The organism is Emticicia fontis (assembly GCF_054779675.1).
The window spans coordinates 180,049-200,371 of record NZ_BAAGXU010000006.1 but is presented as its reverse complement, the minus strand read 5'-3'; the positions used below and the strand labels follow the sequence as shown (position 1 = coordinate 200,371).

Annotated in this window: 20 protein-coding genes and 1 tRNA gene; 11 read left to right on the top strand and 10 right to left on the bottom strand. The window is 38.5% G+C overall.

The window, feature by feature from the left end:
- Positions 1-208 precede the first annotated feature (208 nt).
- Positions 209-281, bottom strand: a tRNA-Phe gene (locus ACYVFA_RS05310).
- Positions 282-485: 204 nt separating this feature from the next.
- Between ACYVFA_RS05310 and ACYVFA_RS05305 the strand changes: the two genes are divergently transcribed.
- A complete protein-coding gene (locus ACYVFA_RS05305; protein WP_460470763.1) occupies positions 486-1,814 on the top strand; it encodes a (Fe-S)-binding protein in 1,329 nt (442 codons plus the stop codon).
- 215 nt (positions 1,815-2,029) lie between these two features.
- Entirely contained in the window at positions 2,030-2,182 is a 153-nt protein-coding gene (locus ACYVFA_RS05300; RefSeq protein ID WP_158561210.1) for a hypothetical protein, read from the top strand.
- 84 nt (positions 2,183-2,266) lie between these two features.
- Here ACYVFA_RS05300 and trxA read toward each other — a convergent pair whose 3' ends face one another.
- A complete protein-coding gene (gene trxA, locus ACYVFA_RS05295) occupies positions 2,267-2,566 on the bottom strand; it encodes a thioredoxin family protein (protein WP_460470762.1) in 300 nt (99 codons plus the stop codon).
- A gap of 168 nt (positions 2,567-2,734) precedes the next feature.
- Between trxA and ACYVFA_RS05290 the strand changes: the two genes are divergently transcribed.
- The 5 genes from ACYVFA_RS05290 (at position 2,735) to ACYVFA_RS05270 (ending at position 8,360) form a co-directional block, all read left to right on the top strand.
- Positions 2,735-3,868 (top strand): glycoside hydrolase family 88/105 protein, encoded by a 1,134-nt coding sequence (locus ACYVFA_RS05290; RefSeq protein ID WP_460470761.1) that lies wholly within the window; start codon positions 2,735-2,737, stop codon positions 3,866-3,868.
- A gap of 114 nt (positions 3,869-3,982) precedes the next feature.
- Entirely contained in the window at positions 3,983-4,663 is a 681-nt protein-coding gene (locus ACYVFA_RS05285; protein ID WP_460470760.1) for a response regulator, read from the top strand.
- Entirely contained in the window at positions 4,663-6,033 is a 1,371-nt protein-coding gene (locus ACYVFA_RS05280) for a HAMP domain-containing sensor histidine kinase (protein WP_460470759.1), read from the top strand. The genes ACYVFA_RS05285 and ACYVFA_RS05280 overlap by 1 nt, the downstream gene beginning before the upstream one ends.
- Before the next feature lie 154 nt (positions 6,034-6,187).
- A complete protein-coding gene (locus tag ACYVFA_RS05275; protein ID WP_460470758.1) occupies positions 6,188-7,150 on the top strand; it encodes a zinc ribbon domain-containing protein in 963 nt (320 codons plus the stop codon).
- A gap of 52 nt (positions 7,151-7,202) precedes the next feature.
- Positions 7,203-8,360, top strand: coding sequence for an endonuclease/exonuclease/phosphatase family protein (locus ACYVFA_RS05270; protein WP_460470757.1), 1,158 nt, complete (start codon positions 7,203-7,205; stop codon positions 8,358-8,360).
- On the opposite strand, the gene ACYVFA_RS05265 is transcribed toward ACYVFA_RS05270, so the two are convergent.
- The 7 genes from ACYVFA_RS05265 to ACYVFA_RS05235 form a co-directional block, all read right to left on the bottom strand.
- Positions 8,361-9,173, bottom strand: coding sequence for an SDR family NAD(P)-dependent oxidoreductase (locus ACYVFA_RS05265; protein WP_460470756.1), 813 nt, complete (start codon positions 9,171-9,173; stop codon positions 8,361-8,363). It lies immediately after the preceding gene.
- 79 nt (positions 9,174-9,252) lie between these two features.
- Entirely contained in the window at positions 9,253-9,771 is a 519-nt protein-coding gene (locus tag ACYVFA_RS05260) for a cupin domain-containing protein (protein ID WP_460470755.1), read from the bottom strand.
- Positions 9,772-9,897: 126 nt separating this feature from the next.
- The gene (locus ACYVFA_RS05255; RefSeq protein ID WP_460470754.1) at positions 9,898-10,743 is read right to left on the bottom strand and encodes a DUF7452 domain-containing protein; all 846 of its coding nucleotides are present in this window, start codon (positions 10,741-10,743) and stop codon (positions 9,898-9,900) included.
- 207 nt (positions 10,744-10,950) lie between these two features.
- Positions 10,951-12,033 (bottom strand): DUF4097 family beta strand repeat-containing protein, encoded by a 1,083-nt coding sequence (locus ACYVFA_RS05250; RefSeq protein ID WP_460470753.1) that lies wholly within the window; start codon positions 12,031-12,033, stop codon positions 10,951-10,953.
- Entirely contained in the window at positions 12,008-12,586 is a 579-nt protein-coding gene (locus ACYVFA_RS05245; RefSeq protein ID WP_460470752.1) for a hypothetical protein, read from the bottom strand. Before ACYVFA_RS05245 ends, ACYVFA_RS05250 begins: the two co-directional genes overlap by 26 nt.
- 51 nt (positions 12,587-12,637) lie before the next feature.
- A complete protein-coding gene (locus ACYVFA_RS05240) occupies positions 12,638-13,246 on the bottom strand; it encodes an RNA polymerase sigma factor (protein WP_460470751.1) in 609 nt (202 codons plus the stop codon).
- Between the two features lie 90 nt (positions 13,247-13,336).
- Positions 13,337-13,963 (bottom strand): hypothetical protein, encoded by a 627-nt coding sequence (locus ACYVFA_RS05235; protein ID WP_460470750.1) that lies wholly within the window; start codon positions 13,961-13,963, stop codon positions 13,337-13,339.
- A 327-nt stretch (positions 13,964-14,290) separates the two neighbouring features.
- Here ACYVFA_RS05235 and ACYVFA_RS05230 point away from each other — a divergent pair, with 327 nt between their 5' ends.
- On the top strand, positions 14,291-15,013 hold the full coding sequence (locus tag ACYVFA_RS05230; protein WP_460470749.1) for a GNAT family N-acetyltransferase: 723 nt from the start codon (positions 14,291-14,293) through the stop codon (positions 15,011-15,013).
- A gap of 80 nt (positions 15,014-15,093) precedes the next feature.
- Here ACYVFA_RS05230 and ACYVFA_RS05225 read toward each other — a convergent pair whose 3' ends face one another.
- Positions 15,094-18,147: a 3-coathanger stack domain-containing protein gene (locus tag ACYVFA_RS05225; RefSeq protein WP_460470748.1), complete on the bottom strand. Its 3,054-nt coding sequence runs from the start codon at positions 18,145-18,147 to the stop codon at positions 15,094-15,096.
- 520 nt (positions 18,148-18,667) lie between these two features.
- Here ACYVFA_RS05225 and ACYVFA_RS05220 point away from each other — a divergent pair.
- Genes ACYVFA_RS05220 through ACYVFA_RS05210 form a run of 3 tightly spaced genes read left to right on the top strand, consistent with a single transcriptional unit; the run spans position 18,668 to position 20,243 of the window.
- A complete protein-coding gene (locus tag ACYVFA_RS05220; RefSeq protein ID WP_460470747.1) occupies positions 18,668-19,420 on the top strand; it encodes a CDP-alcohol phosphatidyltransferase family protein in 753 nt (250 codons plus the stop codon).
- Positions 19,421-19,465: 45 nt separating this feature from the next.
- Positions 19,466-19,717 carry a phosphoribosylformylglycinamidine synthase subunit PurS gene (gene purS, locus ACYVFA_RS05215; RefSeq protein ID WP_130021400.1) on the top strand — a complete coding sequence of 84 codons (252 nt, stop codon included), beginning with the start codon at positions 19,466-19,468 and terminating at the stop codon, positions 19,715-19,717.
- Positions 19,718-19,742: 25 nt separating this feature from the next.
- Positions 19,743-20,243: a hypothetical protein gene (locus ACYVFA_RS05210; protein ID WP_460470746.1), complete on the top strand. Its 501-nt coding sequence runs from the start codon at positions 19,743-19,745 to the stop codon at positions 20,241-20,243.
- Positions 20,244-20,323 lie beyond the last annotated feature (80 nt).

Below are 20,323 nucleotides of genomic sequence, written 5' to 3'. Positions count from 1 at the left end.
TACAGACTTACTCAAATCTATGCTTAACGATACCTACCCCACAGCTTTTATACTTGATCCCATCTTTTGGGATAAGTTCAAAAAAATGAAATTCAAGCATTCTCAAATCAACATCGAATAAATAATTATCCTAAAATGTTTTACCTATGTTTTACCCAACAAAAAAAGGCAGCTATGAAATTGATTCATAACTGCCTGATAATTAAGGTGGTAATGGACGGAATCGAACCGCCGACACAAGGATTTTCAGTCCTTTGCTCTACCAACTGAGCTACATTACCTTATTACCACCATTTCCCGTTATTTGGGACTGCAAAAGTAGACAAAAAAAAATCAATTACAAACTTATACCAAAAAAAAACTTAAAAATTTTCATTACTCTTGCATTATCTAAAATTTGACTATATTTGTAATAGTATGCTTGCATACTAATATGACAGTATAACCAAGACTTATTCCATCAGTATTCACCCAAACTGAATATTATGCAAATCCTATCACAAATCTTATTCATCGCAGCATTAGGTATCGCGTCCTATTTTATTACCCGTCGGGTAATGCTTATCAAAAAAACTATCCAGTTAGGTCATGATGAAGACCGCACTGATAGACCTGCTGAGCGCCTAAAAATGATGCTCTTGATTGCTTTCGGACAAAAAAAGATGTTTAACCGACCACTGATAGGGTTGATGCACTTTGTTATTTACGCGGGGTTCCTGATTATTAATATTGAAGTGCTGGAAATTATCCTGGATGGTATATTTGGTACGCATCGCCTATTCTCTCCTTTTTTGGGAGGTTTCTATACTTTTCTGATTAATTTCTTTGAGGTATTAGCCGTTGGTGTACTAACAGTTTGCGTAGTATTCCTGCTTCGCCGTAATGTTTTGAAGGTACAACGTTTTCAGGAGAGCCGTCATCGAGAAATGAAAACATGGCCTCGTACTGATGCGAATATCATCCTGACGATTGAAATTCTATTGATGTGGGCTTTTTTAAGTATGAATGCCGCCGACACGCTTCTGCAAGGAAGAGGTGTTGGTCATTACGCAGAGACTATTACAGGAAATTTTGCAATCAGTCAATGGCTACAACCGATTTTCGGTAATTGGAGCGATACGGCTTTAGTGATTTACGAGCGCTTTGCCTGGTGGTTTCATATTTTGGGCATCATGGGCTTTGCGCTATATGTTACCTACTCTAAGCATTTGCATATCTTCCTGGCTTTTCCAAATACCTATTTCTCTAATCTTAAGCCTAAAGGAGAGATGGCTAATATGCCTGCAGTAACCAAAGAGGTGAAAATTATGCTGGGTATGGAACAACCCGACGCCAATCCGGCAGAGGTAGGGCGTTTTGGAGCTAAAGATGTGAGAGATTTAAGTTGGAAAAACCTGATGGATGCTTATAGCTGTACCGAGTGCGGACGCTGTACCTCAGCTTGTCCGGCCAATATTACAGGCAAAAAACTATCTCCACGTAAAATCATGATGGATACACGTGATCGTCTGGAGGATATACAAAAGGGTTGGCTGAAAAATGGACAAGATTATGATGATGGCAAAACACTTTTAGGAGATTATATTCTGGAAGAAGAAATTCTGGCCTGCACCACTTGTAATGCCTGTGTGCAGGAATGCCCTGTCAATATTTCACCGCTTGATATTATCCTGGAACTTCGCCGATACAAGGTTATGGAAGAATCATCGGCCCCGGGTTCATGGAATGCGATGTTCTCTAATATGGAAAATAACATGGCTCCCTGGAAGTTTTCACCGGGTGACCGGTTCAATTGGGTAGATGGCGTAAAGTAATTAACCGTTAAATAAATAAATCGCTATAATATTTGTAGAAAAATAGCTTTTTCTTATTATTGAATTATTTTAATGCCTAAACATTTTGCACTTAGGAAATATTTTTTTTAACTTTACAAAGGCTTCAACAAAAACATATTGGTATGTTATTTGAAATAAGCTGTTGTGTTTGTAAATTTATTTTAGCCTAATGTGCATTTTTGCCTCTAACCTCCATGAGAAAATTTAATTCATCCATGTTTTTACAATGGATAGTTTTTATGCCGTTGTTATTACCATTGGCCATTGTAAGCGGGGCATTTGATGGTATTAAGCGTGTTTTTGAGCAAGCTACTTCTGATATTATCGAAAAAGAAATAATATCTTAATCTAGCTTTTAGCTTTCCAAATCCTATAAAAAGCGTCTGGCCCAAAGAAATTTTCTTTAGGACATCTCCCTTTTTGTGATTTAATCAGGCAAATTTCTGAACAACACTTTTCAGTTGCGGTAGTGATAACACTCCCGACTGGCGCCATTTTAGCTCGCTTTTCTTAAATAGCATCAAAGTAGGCACGCCCGAAATTTTATACTTCGTGGCTAATTTCGGATTTCTATCTACATCAATCTTCACAATCTTTATATTATCACCCTGGTCCTCAGCTAGTTGTTGTAGCGTAGGAGATAATACTTTGCATGGCCCGCACCATTCTGCGAAGAAGTCAATCAAAATGGGTGTTTCCGAGGCAATCAGTTCTTCAAATGTCCCTGTCATTTTGTATGTATTTACTGGTTTCTCTTCTTAACAAAAAACAAGCTCCGGTGGTTTCAAAATTATTTTGCCTGAACTTTGATTTACCCCTTATCTTTGCATCCACAGGCATCCATTCTGATTCAGAAAACGTCTATGCATATAAGATTACCATTTTGATTATTGTTTGTTATGAGAAAACACACCTTTATTCTACCATTATTAATCTTTTTGAATTTTAATTCTGCTTTTGCCCAAAGTCTACCAAAGAATGAAGAAATTTTAAAGACCATGAATCTGGCTAATGAGTATTTTATGCTGAAATGGTCTGACGTAAGCAAACCGATTGTAAGACCCGACCGCACTCGTCCGAGTAATATCTGGACAAGGGGCGTGTATTATGAAGGACTTATGGCGCTTTATAAAATTGACCAGCAGAAACGCTTTTACGATTATGCAGTAGCCTGGGGAGAAGCCCATAAATGGGGGTTACGTAACGGCGTGACAACCCGTAATGCTGACGATCAATGTTGCGGACAGACTTATATAGATTTATACTTATACGACCCAAAACCTGAGCGCATCCGTGATATTAAAGCTTCTATTGATAGTCTGATTAATAGCCCTAAAAAAGATGATTGGTCTTGGATAGATGCTGTACAAATGGCTATGCCAGTGTTTGCCCAACTCGGCGTGATTTATGAAGATAATCGTTATTTCGAGAAAATGTATGAAATGTATATGTACACCAAAACCATGCATGGCGACAAGGGATTGTATAATCCGGCAGAGGGGCTTTGGTGGAGAGATAAAGATTTTGACCCACCCTATGTAACACCAGGGGGCAAAAGCTGCTATTGGTCACGTGGGAATGGATGGGTTGTCGCTGCTTTGGTCAGAGTGCTGGATATTCTACCGAAAGATGCACCTCATCGTGAAGAATACGAAAAAACCTATCGTGAAATGATGAATGCGCTTTTACCGCTCCAAAGGCCTGATGGATTCTGGAACGTAAGTCTGACTGACCCCACTGATTTTGGGGGTAAAGAGCTGACAGGTACTTCACTCTTTTTATACGGCATGGCATGGGGTATCAATAAAGGGGTGCTGGATAAGAGAAAATTCTATACGCCTATGGCCCGGGCAGTATACGCCCTGATGAACAACTGTGTTCATCCTAGCGGATTTCTGGGTTTTGTACAAGGTACGGGTAAAGAGCCTAAGGATGGCCAGCCGGTTACTTATGAAAAGGTTCCTGATTTTGAAGATTTTGGACTAGGATGTTTTCTCTTGGGCATGACAGAGGTCTATAAGATGAAACGTTAATGCTAATTTTCTTACTTTTTGTATTAAAATTCTGATAAAACGCAGCTATGTTTCTGAATGTAGCTGCGTTTTCCATTTAATTTCCTAATTTTGGTAAAATCCAAACCACTTAGCATGAAAATCTTAGTAATTGAAGACGAAGTCAGAACTATTCAACTGATCAGACAGGGGCTCGAAGAGCAACAGTGGGAAGTTGATATAGCGTATGATGGAGCTATGGGTTTTCAATTAGCTACAAGGCAGGTTTATGCACTGATTATCTCTGACATTATCTTACCCGGTATGAATGGTCTCGACCTCTGCCGCAAACTCCGCGAGGTGGGTGTCTCCTCTCCTATTTTACTCTTAACAGCTTTAGGCACTACCGATGATAAAATTGAAGGACTGGATGCAGGTGCGGACGATTATCTGGCTAAGCCATTTGAGTTTAAAGAATTAATGGCGAGAGTGAGAGCTCTGACACGCAGAAGCATCGGGATTATTCATACAGCTAATACATTGAAAGTAGCTGATCTTGAGATGGATTTAGATACGAAAACTGTAAATCGTGCCGGACAAGAAATTACATTAACTGCTAAAGAATTCGGGCTTTTAGAGTACTTTATCCGTAATCAGGGGCGGGTAATATCCAAAGCAGAACTGGCTGAAAAAATATGGGATGTCACTTTTGATACCGGTACCAATGTCATTGAAGTATACGTCAACTTTTTGCGCAAGAAAATAGATAAAGATTTTGAGCCTAAACTGCTTCATACCCAGATAGGTATGGGCTATGTACTCAAAGTAACTTCCTGATGAGAAATATCCGCTCCCGCCTAACCTATCAATTCGTAGTGTTAGTCAGTGCCGTACTTCTGTTTTTTTCGTTCGGGGTTTATTTTTTCAGTAAGCTATACCTCGAAAAGCGTTTCTATAAACGCCTGCAAGACCGTGCCATCACCACTACTACCCTACTCTTTGATATTCAGGCGGCCGATACTACTGTTTTAAAATTAGTGAATGTATCAGACCGGGAGTTGCTTACCAAGGAGAGTATCTCGGTATATAACGAATCTCTGGAGCAGTTTATCTTCTTTACCCATCCATCAGATACCAGTTTTCACCAGAAATTGCTGCCTTTGGTAGTCAGCAAGAACTTAACTACTTATGCAAAATATAATGGTTATCAGGTATTAGGTATTCATTTGACCACCCGGGGCAAGGGCAATTGGGTAATTGTGAGTGCCATTGACCAGAATGGACAAGATGCCTTGCAGGATTTAAAGAAAATCCTGATTGTGATGGTATGCGTAGGAATTCTGCTATTAGGTATTTCGGGCTGGATATTCGCCAACAGGGCCTTAGCACCAGTTTCTGGAGTTATCAGGCAGGTAAATCAGATTTTCCCGCGGAATGTAAAGAAACGGGTTGAGTATCCCAATCCCGATGATGAGATAGGTACATTAGTAGCTACTTTTAATCAATTACTTGACCGTATTGAGGAGGCACTTGTTACCCAGAAAATGTTTATTGCCAATGTATCGCATGAATTAAAGAACCCTTTAACCAAAATCTATTCGCAGATAGAAATAGCCCTCTTACAGAAGCGTTCGCCCGAGGCTTATGAAAAAAGCCTGAAATCATTACAGGAAGATACCCGTACGCTTACGCAACTGACCAATACTTTATTGAATCTGGCAACAGTGGTGGCTAATGCCGAAAATGTAAAATATACGCCCGTTCGTTTAGACGAATTGCTTTGGGAGGCGAAAAGCCAATCACAGAAATGGCATGAAGAATATCAGATACAATTAAATTTTAGTGATTTCCCTGATGATGAAGAGGTACTGATTATTCAAGGCAATGAAGCCTCTATGAAAGTGGTTTTCATGAATCTGATGGATAATGCCTGTAAGTTTTCTGAAAATCATACTTCAACAGTCAGCTTTAATGCTTCTGATACCGAAATAGTAATTTCTTTCTTTAATAAAGGCCCTGTTATTCCGAAAAGTGATATTCCTTATATCTTTCAGCCTTTCTACCGAAGCAATGCTTCTGCCCAAAATGTCAAGGGGCACGGGGTTGGTTTAGCCATTGTAGCTCAAATCATGCGCTTGCATAATGGCGAAGTAGAGGTAAAATCTACCCCCGAAGGTACTACTTTTACCCTTATTTTTACCCGATAATCGTCTCTTTTCATCTAACATCGATTATCCCGTGTAAAAAACCGGCTGGCACATTTTTTTTACTATCTGTCTGCGAAATCCCTTCAATCACATTTTAAGGTAAATTTAAAGTCAATTTAACGGCTGTTTAAGTTGCGTGTTATTCATTTGCGATATGGAAATAACTGATACAAAAATGGCATCTGCTGGTAATCAAGGTATATTGAAGGTCTCTTTCGGAGTACTGATAGGTATATTAGCCTTACTTGGCTACTTATTTATGGGTGCAAGAAACGAGACATTTGAACTGCAAAAATCATTGACTGAGAAAGTAGAGCAACTTTCTTCTACACAAATAAAACTTGATTCTATTTCGAAAGTTTTAGACGAAAAAATAGCCAAAATTAACAAATTAGGAGGCAATATTGTCGAATTGAAGCGAATTAAGGCGCAGTTGGAGAACGACAAGAAATCGTTAAAATCAGACTTAAATTTCTCGGTTCAGAAATATAGCGCCAAAATAAAAGATTATGAAAACTTCCTGACTGTTAAAGACAAAGAGTTTAATAATCTGAAAGAAGAAAATACGCAGTTAAAAGCCCGCACCGAGATACTGGAGCAGGAAAAAATAGAAGTATTGACAGAAAACACCAATTTAAAGAGCGATAAAGAAACGTTATCACAAACTGTAGCCGAGTATTCTGCTGAAAACTATAACCTGCAACGTCAGGTAACGCTGGCTTCTTCTATGAAAGCCATCAATGTACAGGTAGCCGCCTTATCATCAAGTGGTAAAGCTCGTGAGGGAAATTCTTTTAAATCATCCCGTATTCATCGCTTAAGAATCTCTTTTATCATGCCCTCTAATTCGATTGCAGTTAAAAACAGAAAAGAGATTTATGTAAGGATTCTTGATGCGAATGGTGGGGTGATTAGCGATAATGTGAATAGTGGGGTTTTAGAATATGAAGGAAATGAGATTGGTTATAGTGTTCGCCAAGGTGTTTTATTTGAAAACAATGACCAGAAAGTAGACATTATTTATGTGCAGGAGGCACCTTATCCTCCCGGAAAATATGAGATAGAACTCTACTGTGAAGGATTTAAAATTGGTAAAGGCGGATTTGAGGTGAAATAAAAGAGGAGCCTTACCACTAATAATAAACTGTTGACCCATAATTATTACGCATATGGTTGTATTAAATGGCTTTAAAATATTTGTCTTCGCTATCTTCCAGACTATGGGAGAGATTGCGATGGAGGGGCTAAGAATTACATTCAGAGCATTCAAGAAATTTCCACGCTCTTATATAGCTGTGTTCTATCTGTTTATAGCAATGGCCTTTTGTTATTATCCGATTTTCGACCATTGGCTGACAGGGTTTATCATGATGAGTCTTCCAGTTGCCTTGCTGGCTGGTTTAATAGCCAGTTGTTACCTGCTTTATAAAAAGCAGAAAATCATGGCCTCGGTGGGTTTGATATGGTTTCTGATGACCTTTCCGATTATCAAACGATTTGTTGGGATAGGCAATGGCAAACCCGAGTTTAATAATACTTCTTCATTAAAAGTTTTAAGTTTTAACAGTGAGAGCTTTGGTGAACAGAACGGCAAAGGCGTTAACTGGAGTTCATTAAAATCGGATATAGCTTGTTTTCAGGAATATTCGCCTAATGAAAACATTGAATCGCAATACAGTGATAAGTTGGTAAAACTGACACCATTCGACCGTAACAGACATATTGGTTTAGCCTTGTTTTCTCAATATCCGGTTGTGAAAGAGTATAGTAAAATCTGGGACAGAAAAGGACAACCGAACATCAACGGCTTTATCTGCGCTGATATTGCCTACCGACAAGATACGGTACGGGTAGTAAATGTACATTTATGGTCGATGGGTGTACGGGTTGATCAGGTGACGGCTGCTTTAAAAAAGGGTGACATTAAAGGCTTTGCCTGGGAGATTTTTGATACATTCCGTCGTTTGAAAGAAGGCTTTGAAGCCAGAGATGAGCAGATAAAAGAAGTAGAATCTTATGTATCAGGCAGTAAATATCCTGTTATTATCTGTGGCGATTTCAACGAAATTCCTTTTGGATATGTATATGGTAAATTGAGTCTGAGTTTTAGCAATGCTTTTGAAGAAGCAGGGCAAGGCTTAGGATTTACATTGAATCGCCGCCCTTACTGGGTTCGGATTGACCAACAATTTTTTAGCTCCGACTGGAAAGTGCAGTCATGCCAGACAATGAAAGGCATTACTATTTCAGATCACTTCCCTGTCGTAGCCCAATATGTACTAAAAAAATCACTGGATACACCTTCTGATCTGGTGGCGAATCGTTAATCACAATTTAAACATCTTTGCCAGAACTTTGTGGTAGGTGTTCGGAAAAACCCGGGCAATTACATCCATAGTTCTGGCATCATTGCCTATCAGTATACGAGGCTTGTTTTTCTCAATTCCATCTAAGATAATAGCCGCGGCTTTCTCTGCAGGCATTTTTAACACAGCTCTTTCAAAATTTGCTACGGCTTTTTTCCCCTCATCATTGTCTTTATTATGTCCCTTGCGAGAATTTCGGGCAATGCCTGTTTTGATGCCTCCCGGGTGTACGGTAGAAATTTTCACATTTGTCCTGATTAATTCAAGCTTTAGTACATCAGAAAAACCTTTTACAGCAAACTTAGCGGTAGCATAAGCCGAATTTTCAGGCATACCTACAATACCAAAAATACTAGATATATTCACAATATGCCCCTGATTCTGTTTTACCAGATGCCTCAAAAAAGCCTTGGTCATTCTTACTACTCCCCACAGGTTAATATTTATGAGCCATTCAAAATCTGTTAATGATGTTTCCAGAAAACCTCCTGAAAACAACGCCACGCCTGCATTATTCACTAAAATAAAGCGCTCATGAAAATGCTTTTTAATAATATCACTGGCAAAGTTTTTAATTTGCTCTTCGTTAGAAACATCTAAAATATACTTTTCGATCCTTCCTGTAGCTTGGCTAAGAGTTTCATCTAGTCCAGCCTCGTTTACATCAGTCGCAATTACTTTTGCTCCGGCAGCAGCCGCTTGTATAGCCAAAGCCCTGCCAATACCTGAAGCAGCGCCTGTTATGATAAAAACACTGTCTTTAATCTGGCTCATATACACTGTGGTAGTTTATACAAAAATAAAGAACAGGATAAGATTTTATCCTGTTCTGCCATAGTTTTATTTTTCGTACCTATATTTCGCCGTATTTCTCCAATAATTCATTCTGTATGTACATCACCTGCTTGCCTTCTTCACTAAGCAGAAATGTTTCTAGCGTAGCTCCTGCTTCACCCATAAAGTTAGCATCTGTTAATCTGGAGATAATTGCCATATAGACCATTGTGTTATTTTCAACCATACTTAATCCTCCATTCTCTCCATCATTATGTATGCCCTGCATCACTTTAATGGCATTTTCAAAACATAGGCTACCCGGCACCAGTGTAGTTTTTAATATGACTTTCGAATTACCTATCTGATAATTATGCACAATGTCTTTCTTAACTGTTGTCGATTCTCCTGCTTTCAGAATAATCTCTTCGTTTCCATTCCAGATTCTGATTTCACCTTCCAGTACTTCAAAAGTTTTATCGAATTTTCTGTGATAATGTGGAGGAATGCTTGCTCCCGGAGCAAATTCCGCCTCTATCACCGTGCGCTTGCCCTTATTGGTCTTAACCGATTCTTTAATTGATGCTGCCTTTTCCATTGCGGTATTTGTTGTAACGTGTTTACTGATTCTTAAGAATCAGTAATTCTCAATGTATCAATGGTAGCAATCAGGCTAGTATATAACAAAGAAGCTGTGCTAAATGTTAGCACAGCTTCTGAAAATTTATTGCTTAATCACTAATACATTAAACTTAGCATTCGTTGGGATAACCGTGTTATTCTGATTAAAGATTTCCCATTTTTGTCGAACAGAATTATAGAATACACCAATGGGTGAGTTATTATAAGTGGGACCAGAAGAAATCATTCTTTGGGTGACAAAAAGTAGACAATCAGGATCTCCATTGCATAGTGGATTATCAATATCTGTTCCGTTTGCACTTAATTTATTGCCGACAGTAGCTGTATGAACAAACGCTGATTTAAAGACTCCTGCTACTCTTATAGCACCATTGTCTATCTCTAAAGCTGTACCTACGCCTTGTCCTGCATATTTGGCTTCTACACCAATACCATTTGCGCTGAAGGTCTCTCCTCTTACCCCTATGCTATAAGCACTATTGTCAGTACTGAGGCCGTATACTCCCCAACCTTTTGATGATTCTCCATAAATACCCCAACCGCTTCCGGCATGGTACCCTATAGTCCCGATTCCCAGAACTCCTGTACCATTATTCACTCCTCTTACCGCCGCAGAATATCCTCCCGGAGAATTGGAGTTTATTTCTCCTAACACTCCTGTTACACCTACACTTGCTCCTAATCCGTGGGTGCTTGAACTGCTTGTACCTTTCAGGCCGATCTGGATTCCATCAGGGGCAGTATTAGCTCCTACTACTCCAATGCCTCCGCCATTAGTAATACCTGTAAGCGCATCTTTTGTACTATTAACATTTTTTATCCGAAATATACCAGCTGCTGTTGTAGCGTCTGGTGTTACAACCTCTATTTGTGCGTAAACAGCAATAGATAAAGTAGAAATAATTAATGAGATAAAGACTGTTTTCATGTTATAGAATGATATTTTGATAAATACATCTCAAAAGTATTTGGTGAAGTTTTTTTAATCAAAAATATCAAACCTAATGGATTAGAATTTCAATCGAATGGATGAAAAATATGAACGAGAGGATACTGATAAACACAGCATATAAGAGACAATAAAAAAACAGGATAAGCCTAAGGGCCTATCCTGTCTGCATTCAAAACACTTAATTTATTTTAATTTAACACTACTAAAATTACTGTTTACTGTAATTCTGCAAGTAGGAGAACCTTTGCCAACCTTACCTTCGTAATATTTGGTCGGGTTAAAGCCATAGCTTTCTTTCTTTTCGGTTTCGGTATTTCTGGTAAATGAGATACCCTTATCTTTCGGATAATCAAAGTCGCCGTAGTGCGCTTTTACATCAAAATCATACGTTACGTTATCATCTAATGTCAATGAAACAGGCGAATAACTGGCTTTGATATCCAGGTCTTTTACATTTTTACCCACGCTTCCCAGTTTGAAATCGCCGGAGAATTCTAATTTCCAGTTACTCGATTCTTTCAACATACCGATTGAGCCGCTCGAATAACTGATTTTAGCATCAACTCTGCCTACTTCCTTTATATCAATATCTCCAAAGCTATTATTGAAATCAAAATTATCAGCTTTTTCCATCTTGATACCAGAGTAAGAAGCATTTAATCGGCCTCCTGACATTGACCTGATATAAGAACCCTGACAGAAAGCTATCTTAATATCTGCCTCAGCGTTTGAAATATCTTCAGCAACCAGTTTTCCGTAGCTTTGGTCTACTTTCAAAGGGGCATTAATGCTTGGGAGAAAAGTATTACCAAAAGAGTTTTTCACCTGCAATGGATTTGATTTAGGCATGTAAACCATATAATCAATCTTCAATGAGTGTTTTTCGCCCTTATTACTCCAATTTCTGTTGTCAGAGCGTTCAATATTGGTCTTGATAGTTACCTGACCATCATCTTTTTTGCCTATTACATCAACCGAGTTGATAAAGTCGGATGCTCTGTCGTCAGAAGAAGCATTGGCTACAATCAGTACCTCTACCTTTACTTCTTTTTTATCCCAGAAGTTGACTTTAATATCGCCAAACTGATTGTGCAGATACACTTTATCTGATGAAGAAACCGGATAAGACAAGTTCACATTTTTCTTTTTCTCAATCCATTCTTTATCATCTTTGGCAAAAGTCTGTGTAACTGTTAAAAGGAATAATACCCAGAACACTCCTCTCTTTTTGGTGGACAGGCTACACCATCGTTTTAATTTTTCCATTTTTAACATCTTTAATTTTTTGAATTATTTGTAACTGTTGGTTTAACAGATCGATCTGCATAGTTAAGTTTTGTACCATAGCCTTCAGCAACTCTTCCGGATTCGGATTTTGCGGTAAATCATTTTTAAGGCTTTGGTAATTTTTGTCTAACGCCTTTAATTCGGCATCAAACTGGTGATAAAGTTGAGGGTCTGCACTTTCTAAGGCTTTCAACTCTTCTCTTTTCTGCTCAATTAAAGAGGCAAATTGTACTAATTCTTTACCGTAGGTTTTCTCATATACACGAGGTACGTCTAGGCCTGCAAAGGTTTCAGGAATTTGCGAGTACATAAAGAATCCATACCCTACTGTCAATAATATGGCAATACCTGCGGCAATACTTATACCTAATCTGGCGCCACCAAATCTTACTACTTTTCCGTTCAGGCGTTTGCCTGTAGGTTGTTGTTTCGCAACCTCCACCTCAATTTTCTTCCATAAATCCTTCGATGGTTCGTAGCTATCAAAGTCTTCACGGTTATCTCTCACGAATCTTTCTAAACGGTCTTTCATATCACTCACCCTTTGCAGGGATTTTTTAATTAAATTAATTCTTCAGTTTAGTCAAAACATTTGTCTGTTTACAATTTCTAATAGCCTTTTTTTGGCCCGCATATATTGTGTGCGAGAGGTTGTCTCGCTTATACCCAATATATTCCCGATTTCTTCGTGGTCGTATCCTTCAAATAAGTATAAGGATAGCACAACCCTGAAACCCTCAGGCAATTGTTCCATTGCCCGTTTGATACGCTCTACTTCCAGCTTTGTATTGTCTTCATTATAGGGCTCGTTTTCTGCATAATCGGCTACATCATATTCGTCTCCGCCAAAATTATAATCGTCAATGTTTACCAGTTCTACTTTTCTTGACCTCAGATGATTGATGGCTTTGTTGACCACAATCTGTTTCAGCCAGACCCCAAAAGTAGCCTGCTGACGGAAGTCTCCGATTTTGGCAAAAGCATCAATGAACGAATCCTGCAATACATCCTCTGCCTCACCTATATGATTCAGTATCCGCATACAGACGTTGAACATAGCCTTTGAGTAATGCTTGTACAACTCGTACTGCGCTTTACTCTCGCCACGCTTACATTGCTCGACCAGGTCGGCATGCTTATTAATGAATACTGTATTTGTCAGAGGGTTATCCTGTTTTATGGTTTCAAACAAAAGATGCTTAAAAAAACAGAACGTTGCACGATTTACAAAAGATTTTCAGAAACCTTACGTAAATCACTGATAATGAGCAGAATAAAAATATCAGAAAAAATAAGTAACTGATAATAAACTTAGAATAACACCAAGAGAGAGACCCGCCCAGGCTTGTTTGGGCGTATGAGCATTGAGTTGTAAGCGCGCACCAATGAGATAACCTGCTATAATCATTGAGCACAGGAAAGGAATAAACAGTGCGCCTTCGCCGAATTTTACCATGATGGCTGCCAAAGCCCCTACTACCCCGCCGATACCTGCAGCATGAGCACTGATTTGCCACCAGAAACTAATAATGGCTACGCATAGAATGACGAGCGTGATGCTCCAGAGAATATAGGCACAGGCAAAAAGGCTTGAGTTTTTGGTATATAAGAAATAACCTAAAATGCCGTAGATAATGGCAGTCATCAGATACGGAATGCGGCGCTCTTGCAGGTTTTCCATTTTAAGGCTGCTGATAAGACCCCAGCGTTTGAGCAGATAGACCAGATATGCCGGAATGGCAAAAGTATAAATAAATACAAAGCCAATGACAATCCATCTGAAAGTTGCATCCATCCCCTCAACTCCTAACGGAACCGGAGCCAGGAAGAATAGAATCAGAAACAACAGGGTTGGCATCAATAGTGGGTGTAAGGTGCCGGATAAGAAATTGGCTAATCGCGTATTCAAAGGAAATCTGTTTTTTTTCTCAAAGTTATCAGATTTTTTTCAATGCACGAACTAAAACCTGAAGTGTGTCGTTATTGAATGGCTAGTAAAAATATTAGGCTTATATTTTGGATATAAATTTTAAACCTAACATCTTTGTACTTGTCTAAGAACACATGAACATTCGTCTTCCCATAACGCCCGTTCGATTTATCAGGTCCGAAAGGACTCGACTGTAACCGTTTTGCCTGCGCGGTAAAACACCCCCTCATCTTATTTTCTCTTTATTTCATTTTTAACAATTTTAGGATACAGCGTCTCCATTTGTGGAAAGCCCAATAAATGACGATGAATAACACAGAAATAATTTCCGACGACCAATATATTGTAGAAATAGCTAACGAAAAGCACTACAGCTTAGCCGAAACGATTTGTGACGAGATGGCAGAGAGTGCGAAAGCCCGTGGTACAGGGATTGCCAAACGTTCTCCTGATTATTTACGTGAGAAAATGCGTGAAGGTAAGGCTATCATTGCCTTGACAAAAACAGGGAAGTGGGTAGGATTCTGCTATGTTGAAACCTGGGAACATGGTAAATTTGTAGCAAACTCAGGCTTGATTGTGAGCCCTGATTTCCGTAAGAGTGGGATTGCTACGCGTATTAAACAAAAAGCCTTTGAACTTTCGCGTTCAAAATATCCTGATGCGAAGATTATCGGTCTGACTACGAGTCTGGCTGTTATGAAAATCAATTCGGATTTGGGTTACGAACCAACTACTTTTAGTGAGTTGCCTGCTGATGATGCATTCTGGAAAGGTTGTTCGAGTTGTGTGAACTATGATATTCTGACGCGTACTAACCGTAAGCACTGCTTATGTACGGGTATGTTGTTTGACCCTGTAGAGGCAAAGAAGAAAGAAGATGCAGGTAAAGAGGATGATAACTGGGATTTTCTGAAAGAGTTGCCTTTATATGAACGTTGGATGCGATTCAAACAAAGAATCTTATTGAGACGTGAGGAATTGAAAAAAAAAAGGTTGGCAGCCGCAAGGGAATTAGTGGAATTATAGATACTATTAATGGTATTATTGAATAAAAAGAGGCTCGTTTGCATAAACGGGCCTCTTTTGTTAATTTATCTTTTTGAATTTTATTTGGGAAGGTAGCCTGTTAATTCTTTTCCATTTACCCGCATTTTTAAGATATATTTATCCGGCGATTCTTCGATAATCCAGGCGATCTTCTGTTCGTTATGCTTGCGTTTCTCTACCGAATAGGCATCTAGTAGTTCAGCATTTGAGGGCTCATTCAGAAATTGAGTGAGGGTAGGTCTGGTATCTTTGATTTTAGGAAAATCTGCAAAAAAAGGCTCGCTTGCTGTTGCGTTTGCTGAGGTGAGCGCGTTTATACAGCCACTCATATTAGCTACAAATTGCGCACCGGCTTTTGTTTCAAATCCCGGATTCAGCGTAATGTACTTGTTGGCATTGTAACTCACCTTTATACCATCATTTATCTTATTGGTACCGACAATATATTTATCTACTGTAAAGTTAGTATTCTGGCTAATTGGGTTGGTAATGGTCATAAATTCCGGACAAGTGAAATCCCATACCCAGAGTTCTTTGCCGTTTATGCCGTCGTCAGCCGCAAAATAGAGTTTATTTTTATGATAGAGGTACTCCGTAATCTCCATACGGGCATTGGTGGCTTCTTTTTGTCGGATAATTGTCATCAGGTTTGTACCATTGGTTGTGCCATCAGAAGCCCACAATTCGTGCCGTGAAGTATTAGGGAGTACATCAAAAATCAATAAATTGTTATTCACATTCATCAATTCTGTAAACCAAGGGTTTATCGCCGAATTTCCCAATGACTTAAGTTGAACAGGTGTTTCAATACCATCTGTCGACCATAAATAAACACCGGGTAAGGGGCCATCGAAGCCTATAAATACTAGTTTATCCTTAAATACTTTTGGTTTACTGACACTTGTTATGCTGCTAAAAAACACGGTGTGCGCACTGGTGCCATCAGACTTGAACAGACCTGAAGTATTTCCGTTGAAAGCATTAAAATAAAGGGTATTGTTATAAACAATCAGGTTTGAGATACTAGCCCCGCTAGTGCCCGGGTTAATATCTTTCACTAATACAGTACCTGTTTCTGTGCCGTCGGTTCTCCATAATTCAAGACCATAGGCTAAGTTTTCAAAGGCAAACATCAACACACCGTTCACCTCATAGAACTTTGACATAATAGTACCTCCCGAAAGGTCTTTTACCAAGACTGTACCCTCACCTGTTCCATCACTTTTCCATATTTTGCTATTATCGTCGCTTGTGAAATACAATAAATCACCCCAGACAAAAAAATTACTCGGGTCTCCTCCCTCGGGCCTTGACGATAAATCTATTACTAACTGAGATGTGTTGCCATCTGTTACAAAAAGGTCGTATCCTATTCCGGAAAGGGAGTTGTACCCCTTATAAAAAACTTTATCCTTATAGATGATAAATTCAGGATTCTTAGGATTGACGAGATAAAAGTGGCTAAATGGCGTTGGGGGAGTAGTCTGGCTAAACTTTACCAATTCGCTGGTAATCTGTGCAATGATTACATCATGGTAAGCAATCATTCCTGAAATAAAAGAATAATAATTTACATCAGGATTAAAATTGGCGTTGAGGTCGGCAAACAGCTGAGTATTTGCGGCGGTACCATCTGTTTTCCAGATTTCACGACCATACTTCATATCATCAGCTGTAAAGAACACATCATTGTTCAGCGCTAAAAACTGTGCCGGTGCCGACGAAGTTATGCCTTTGTTGATATTCTTAAGCATAAATGTACTCACACTTGTGCCATTGGTTTTCCATAACTCAAAGCCATTGAGGGCATCGTAGGCAGTAAAATAATAAGTATCGCCCACAACTGCCAATTGATTATACAATGAACCAGTAGAAAAATTCGGATTCAGGCTATTAATATTAACAGTTCCGGCAGTTGTTCCATCGCTAACCCAATGCTGGGTAATATTCTTAAATTGATTATTACGAAAATTGGAGATTTGAAGGTATATTTTTGAAGTGCCTGCGATAATTTTTATATCTAAAAAAGTATAATCCGTGGTGTTGACTATGGTTTTAATTTTTTCAGAGCCTGCACTTGTACCATTGCTTTTCCATAATTCGAAGTCAGTTCCATTGCGTTTGATGTAATACAACAGGTTATTCAGTTTTACAATATCACCGAATACTTTTAACCCCGTGTTTTCTACTGTTGCAGCATTCTCGTCAGTTTTATACAAACTACCGTTATAGATGGTAAAAAACAGCTGATTATTATAATTTACTTTATACTGTGGCGCATAGCTATAATCACCGTCAATCTCATCAGCAACTACCACAGTACCGGCTTCAGTACCATCGGTTTTCCATAATTTCGGTTGATAAATCGGTGAAGCAGCAAAAAAGAAGACGGTATTTCCGACTTTTTCAAAAGAAACGGGATTGCTCGAACCCGGGCCAGCTTTTATATCTTTTATAATTTTAGTACCACCTGCAGTTCCATCAGTAACCCAGGGCTCATAACCGAAAGTATCGTTTGTAAAACTGAAATAAATTTTATTTCCGGCATTTAAAAAATTTTTATTGTGAAAGATAAAGTGATGCGACCCGGTATAAATATCTGTTACTTTACTCGTATTCAGGGTTGTACCGTCGGTTTTCCATAGTTCTAAAACATTGTTGGTATTATTGCTTACAAACACATAAAGCCACCCGTCTATCACACTTGCTTTCTGGATAGTACTGTTTCCAAAAGCTTTTACAAGGGTGATCGCACTTCCATTAGTGGCATATAAGTTTGAATCTCCAAAATCCATATAATACGCCTTCCCTTTATAGTTAGCCAATAGGCTATAATAATGGTCTGTCTGTTGATCCCCATTCGTAACTTTCTTTGTATTGGCGGTAGTACCATTGGTAAACCAGATATTTTTATACTCATAATTGGTATAAGAAGTATCCTGAGCTATGAAAAATAGGGTATCACCCTTAATCAGGTAATTAGCAAGGTCAACTACATTTCCGTTGACATTAGAACTGGCATCAGAAGAAGCAATATTTTTCAATAATCTTTGTGCATACGAATGCGAATAGATGCTTAGCAGCAAGAAGAGAAGCAGTAGGCGACGATTCATTAGTTTTTTAGTCAGAGTTTATTTAGAATAGTAGTCGGGATATGATGCAATTTAGTTATAAAATATTAATCAAAATTCTAAGGGTAAAAATTCTTTTCCATGAAATATAAAGAAGAATTAAAATAGTATTGAATAAACAACCAAATATCGTAATTTTCAGCGCTTAATCTTAACTATTCAAGCATTAACGTACGAAATTGTTTACTGTTCTTTATTTTATACACTTCGTTTAAAGATGAAAATCTTTGAATTAGCTATTAGCTTAATATTAATTATTTTTTCTGGAAGTCTGATTTTTTTGGGAATTATCTCATTTCTTCAGCGAGATGTTTCTAAAAAACATTTGGATAATGAAGGCTATCTGTTTTTTGGTTTGATTTTGATACCTATCTTCGTTTCAGGCATTTTTGCCATATACAAACACCTTCGCTCAAAATAATAATTTATGATTGCGTAGAATATTCTTGCAGGAATATCGTAATTTTCAGCGCTTTAATCTTAACTACCTAAGCACCATCGTATGAAATTGTTTACTATTCCTAATCTCATGACGCTCGGCAATCTGCTGTGCGGGTGTTTTGGGATTCTTTTTGTTTTTCAGGGCGAATTGACTTATGCCGCCTATCTTATATTTATCGCTGGCGTTCTCGATTTTCTGGATGGTTTTGTGGCTCGTTTGCTCAAACAGCATTCTGCAATTGGTAAAGAACTTGACTCATTGGCTGATATGGTTACTTTTGGTGCATTACCTGCATTTATTGTAGCAAGGCTTATCAGCGATACTATGCATAAAGATTCTATTCTTTCAGAACTTGTGTCTTCTTCCATCGTTTCACAGATTTCATTTCATCCGCTTTCATATGTGGCTTTCGTTCTGGCACTTTTTTCTGCCTTACGTCTGGCTAAGTTTAATGTAGATACTCGCCAGTCAGATTCATTTATTGGCGTGCCTACGCCAGCCAATGCTTTTGTAGTAGCGGCATTCCCTTTGATCCTGGAATTCAATGCTGATTATGAATTTATTATTCATAATAACATCTTTCTGATAGCCTATACTTTGCTGATGAGCTACCTCCTGGTGTCCGAAATCCCGTTGTTTGCCTTGAAGTTTAAAAATTTTTCGTGGGTTGATAACAAAATCAAGTACATATTTATAATTCTTTCTGTAATTTTGTTGGTGGTTTTGCAGTTTCTGGCCATTCCACTGGTTATATTTCTATATATAGCCTTATCTCTTATTAATAAATCTGCCCCTGTTCCCAAAGGGGAGTAAATGTTTAAACAAAATCCCCCTTATCGGGAAAGGGGGTTGATACTTATGAAATTCCTCGCTTCGATTGACGTAATGCCTATCAAAGAAATCCTTGACCCTCAAGGAAAAGCCGTATTACTAGGTTTAAAAAACCTTGATATCCAAGGTTTTAGCGATTGTCGTATCGGCAAACATATTAATATGGAAATTGAGGCTGCCGATAAAGCAACTGCCGAAAGCATTGTAGAAGATGCCTGCAAAAAACTATTGGCCAACCTGATTATGGAAGAATATACGTTTGAATTAACAGCTATCTAAGTCAAAAATTATCAATAAATCCTTTATGCAGAATCCATTTGAGGAGAACGCCGCACCCATGCGGCCTGTATTGCTGACTATCTTGTGTATGCTTACCTTCTTATGGAATGCCTATAAGTTTTATGGGGCTATTCCGAGTGTGCTTACGCCTGAAAAAGTAGCGGCAAGTAAAGAACAGGCTAATGAAATGATGATAGATATGATGTCGAAATATTTATCGGGCAAAGAATTAGAAGAGGTTGAGAAAAATCAGCCGGATATGGATAAACTTTTTGACGAAAAAAGATTGGCAACCAGTGGTGTAGCTTCCATTATTTCGGCTGCTTTACTGGTTCTGGGAGGTATCTGGATGTGGGGATTGCGCAAAAAAGGATTTTATGTATACATAGCCGGAAATGCCATAGGTGTAATTGCACCTATTATTATTTTTGGCGGAACAATGGGCTGGTGGATAGGAATTTTCTCCTTAATCAACGCAGCTATTTTTACAGGATTGTATGGAATACATTTAAAATATTTATCTTAAATGTTAAGCGTTTGTTAACGCCAACAGAAACCAACTCAGATTTGAGTTGGTTTTTTAATTTTATACGGCTTTAACAAATT

What these genes read in the sequence shown, in the direction of transcription:
- ACYVFA_RS05305 (WP_460470763.1), top strand. Translation starts at nt 486, where the DNA reads ATGCAAATCCTATCACAAATCTTATTCATCGCAGCATTAGGTATCGCG.
- ACYVFA_RS05300 (WP_158561210.1), top strand. Translation starts at nt 2,030, where the DNA reads ATGAGAAAATTTAATTCATCCATGTTTTTACAATGGATAGTTTTTATG.
- trxA (WP_460470762.1), bottom strand. Translation starts at nt 2,566, where the DNA reads ATGACAGGGACATTTGAAGAACTGATTGCCTCGGAAACACCCATTTTG.
- ACYVFA_RS05290 (WP_460470761.1), top strand. Translation starts at nt 2,735, where the DNA reads ATGAGAAAACACACCTTTATTCTACCATTATTAATCTTTTTGAATTTT.
- ACYVFA_RS05285 (WP_460470760.1), top strand. Translation starts at nt 3,983, where the DNA reads ATGAAAATCTTAGTAATTGAAGACGAAGTCAGAACTATTCAACTGATC.
- ACYVFA_RS05280 (WP_460470759.1), top strand. Translation starts at nt 4,663, where the DNA reads ATGAGAAATATCCGCTCCCGCCTAACCTATCAATTCGTAGTGTTAGTC.
- ACYVFA_RS05275 (WP_460470758.1), top strand. Translation starts at nt 6,188, where the DNA reads ATGGAAATAACTGATACAAAAATGGCATCTGCTGGTAATCAAGGTATA.
- ACYVFA_RS05270 (WP_460470757.1), top strand. Translation starts at nt 7,203, where the DNA reads ATGGTTGTATTAAATGGCTTTAAAATATTTGTCTTCGCTATCTTCCAG.
- ACYVFA_RS05265 (WP_460470756.1), bottom strand. Translation starts at nt 9,173, where the DNA reads ATGAGCCAGATTAAAGACAGTGTTTTTATCATAACAGGCGCTGCTTCA.
- ACYVFA_RS05260 (WP_460470755.1), bottom strand. Translation starts at nt 9,771, where the DNA reads ATGGAAAAGGCAGCATCAATTAAAGAATCGGTTAAGACCAATAAGGGC.
- ACYVFA_RS05255 (WP_460470754.1), bottom strand. Translation starts at nt 10,743, where the DNA reads ATGAAAACAGTCTTTATCTCATTAATTATTTCTACTTTATCTATTGCT.
- ACYVFA_RS05250 (WP_460470753.1), bottom strand. Translation starts at nt 12,033, where the DNA reads ATGGAAAAATTAAAACGATGGTGTAGCCTGTCCACCAAAAAGAGAGGA.
- ACYVFA_RS05245 (WP_460470752.1), bottom strand. Translation starts at nt 12,586, where the DNA reads ATGAAAGACCGTTTAGAAAGATTCGTGAGAGATAACCGTGAAGACTTT.
- ACYVFA_RS05230 (WP_460470749.1), top strand. Translation starts at nt 14,291, where the DNA reads ATGAATAACACAGAAATAATTTCCGACGACCAATATATTGTAGAAATA.
- ACYVFA_RS05225 (WP_460470748.1), bottom strand. Translation starts at nt 18,147, where the DNA reads ATGAATCGTCGCCTACTGCTTCTCTTCTTGCTGCTAAGCATCTATTCG.
- ACYVFA_RS05220 (WP_460470747.1), top strand. Translation starts at nt 18,668, where the DNA reads ATGAAATTGTTTACTATTCCTAATCTCATGACGCTCGGCAATCTGCTG.
- purS (WP_130021400.1), top strand. Translation starts at nt 19,466, where the DNA reads ATGAAATTCCTCGCTTCGATTGACGTAATGCCTATCAAAGAAATCCTT.
- ACYVFA_RS05210 (WP_460470746.1), top strand. Translation starts at nt 19,743, where the DNA reads ATGCAGAATCCATTTGAGGAGAACGCCGCACCCATGCGGCCTGTATTG.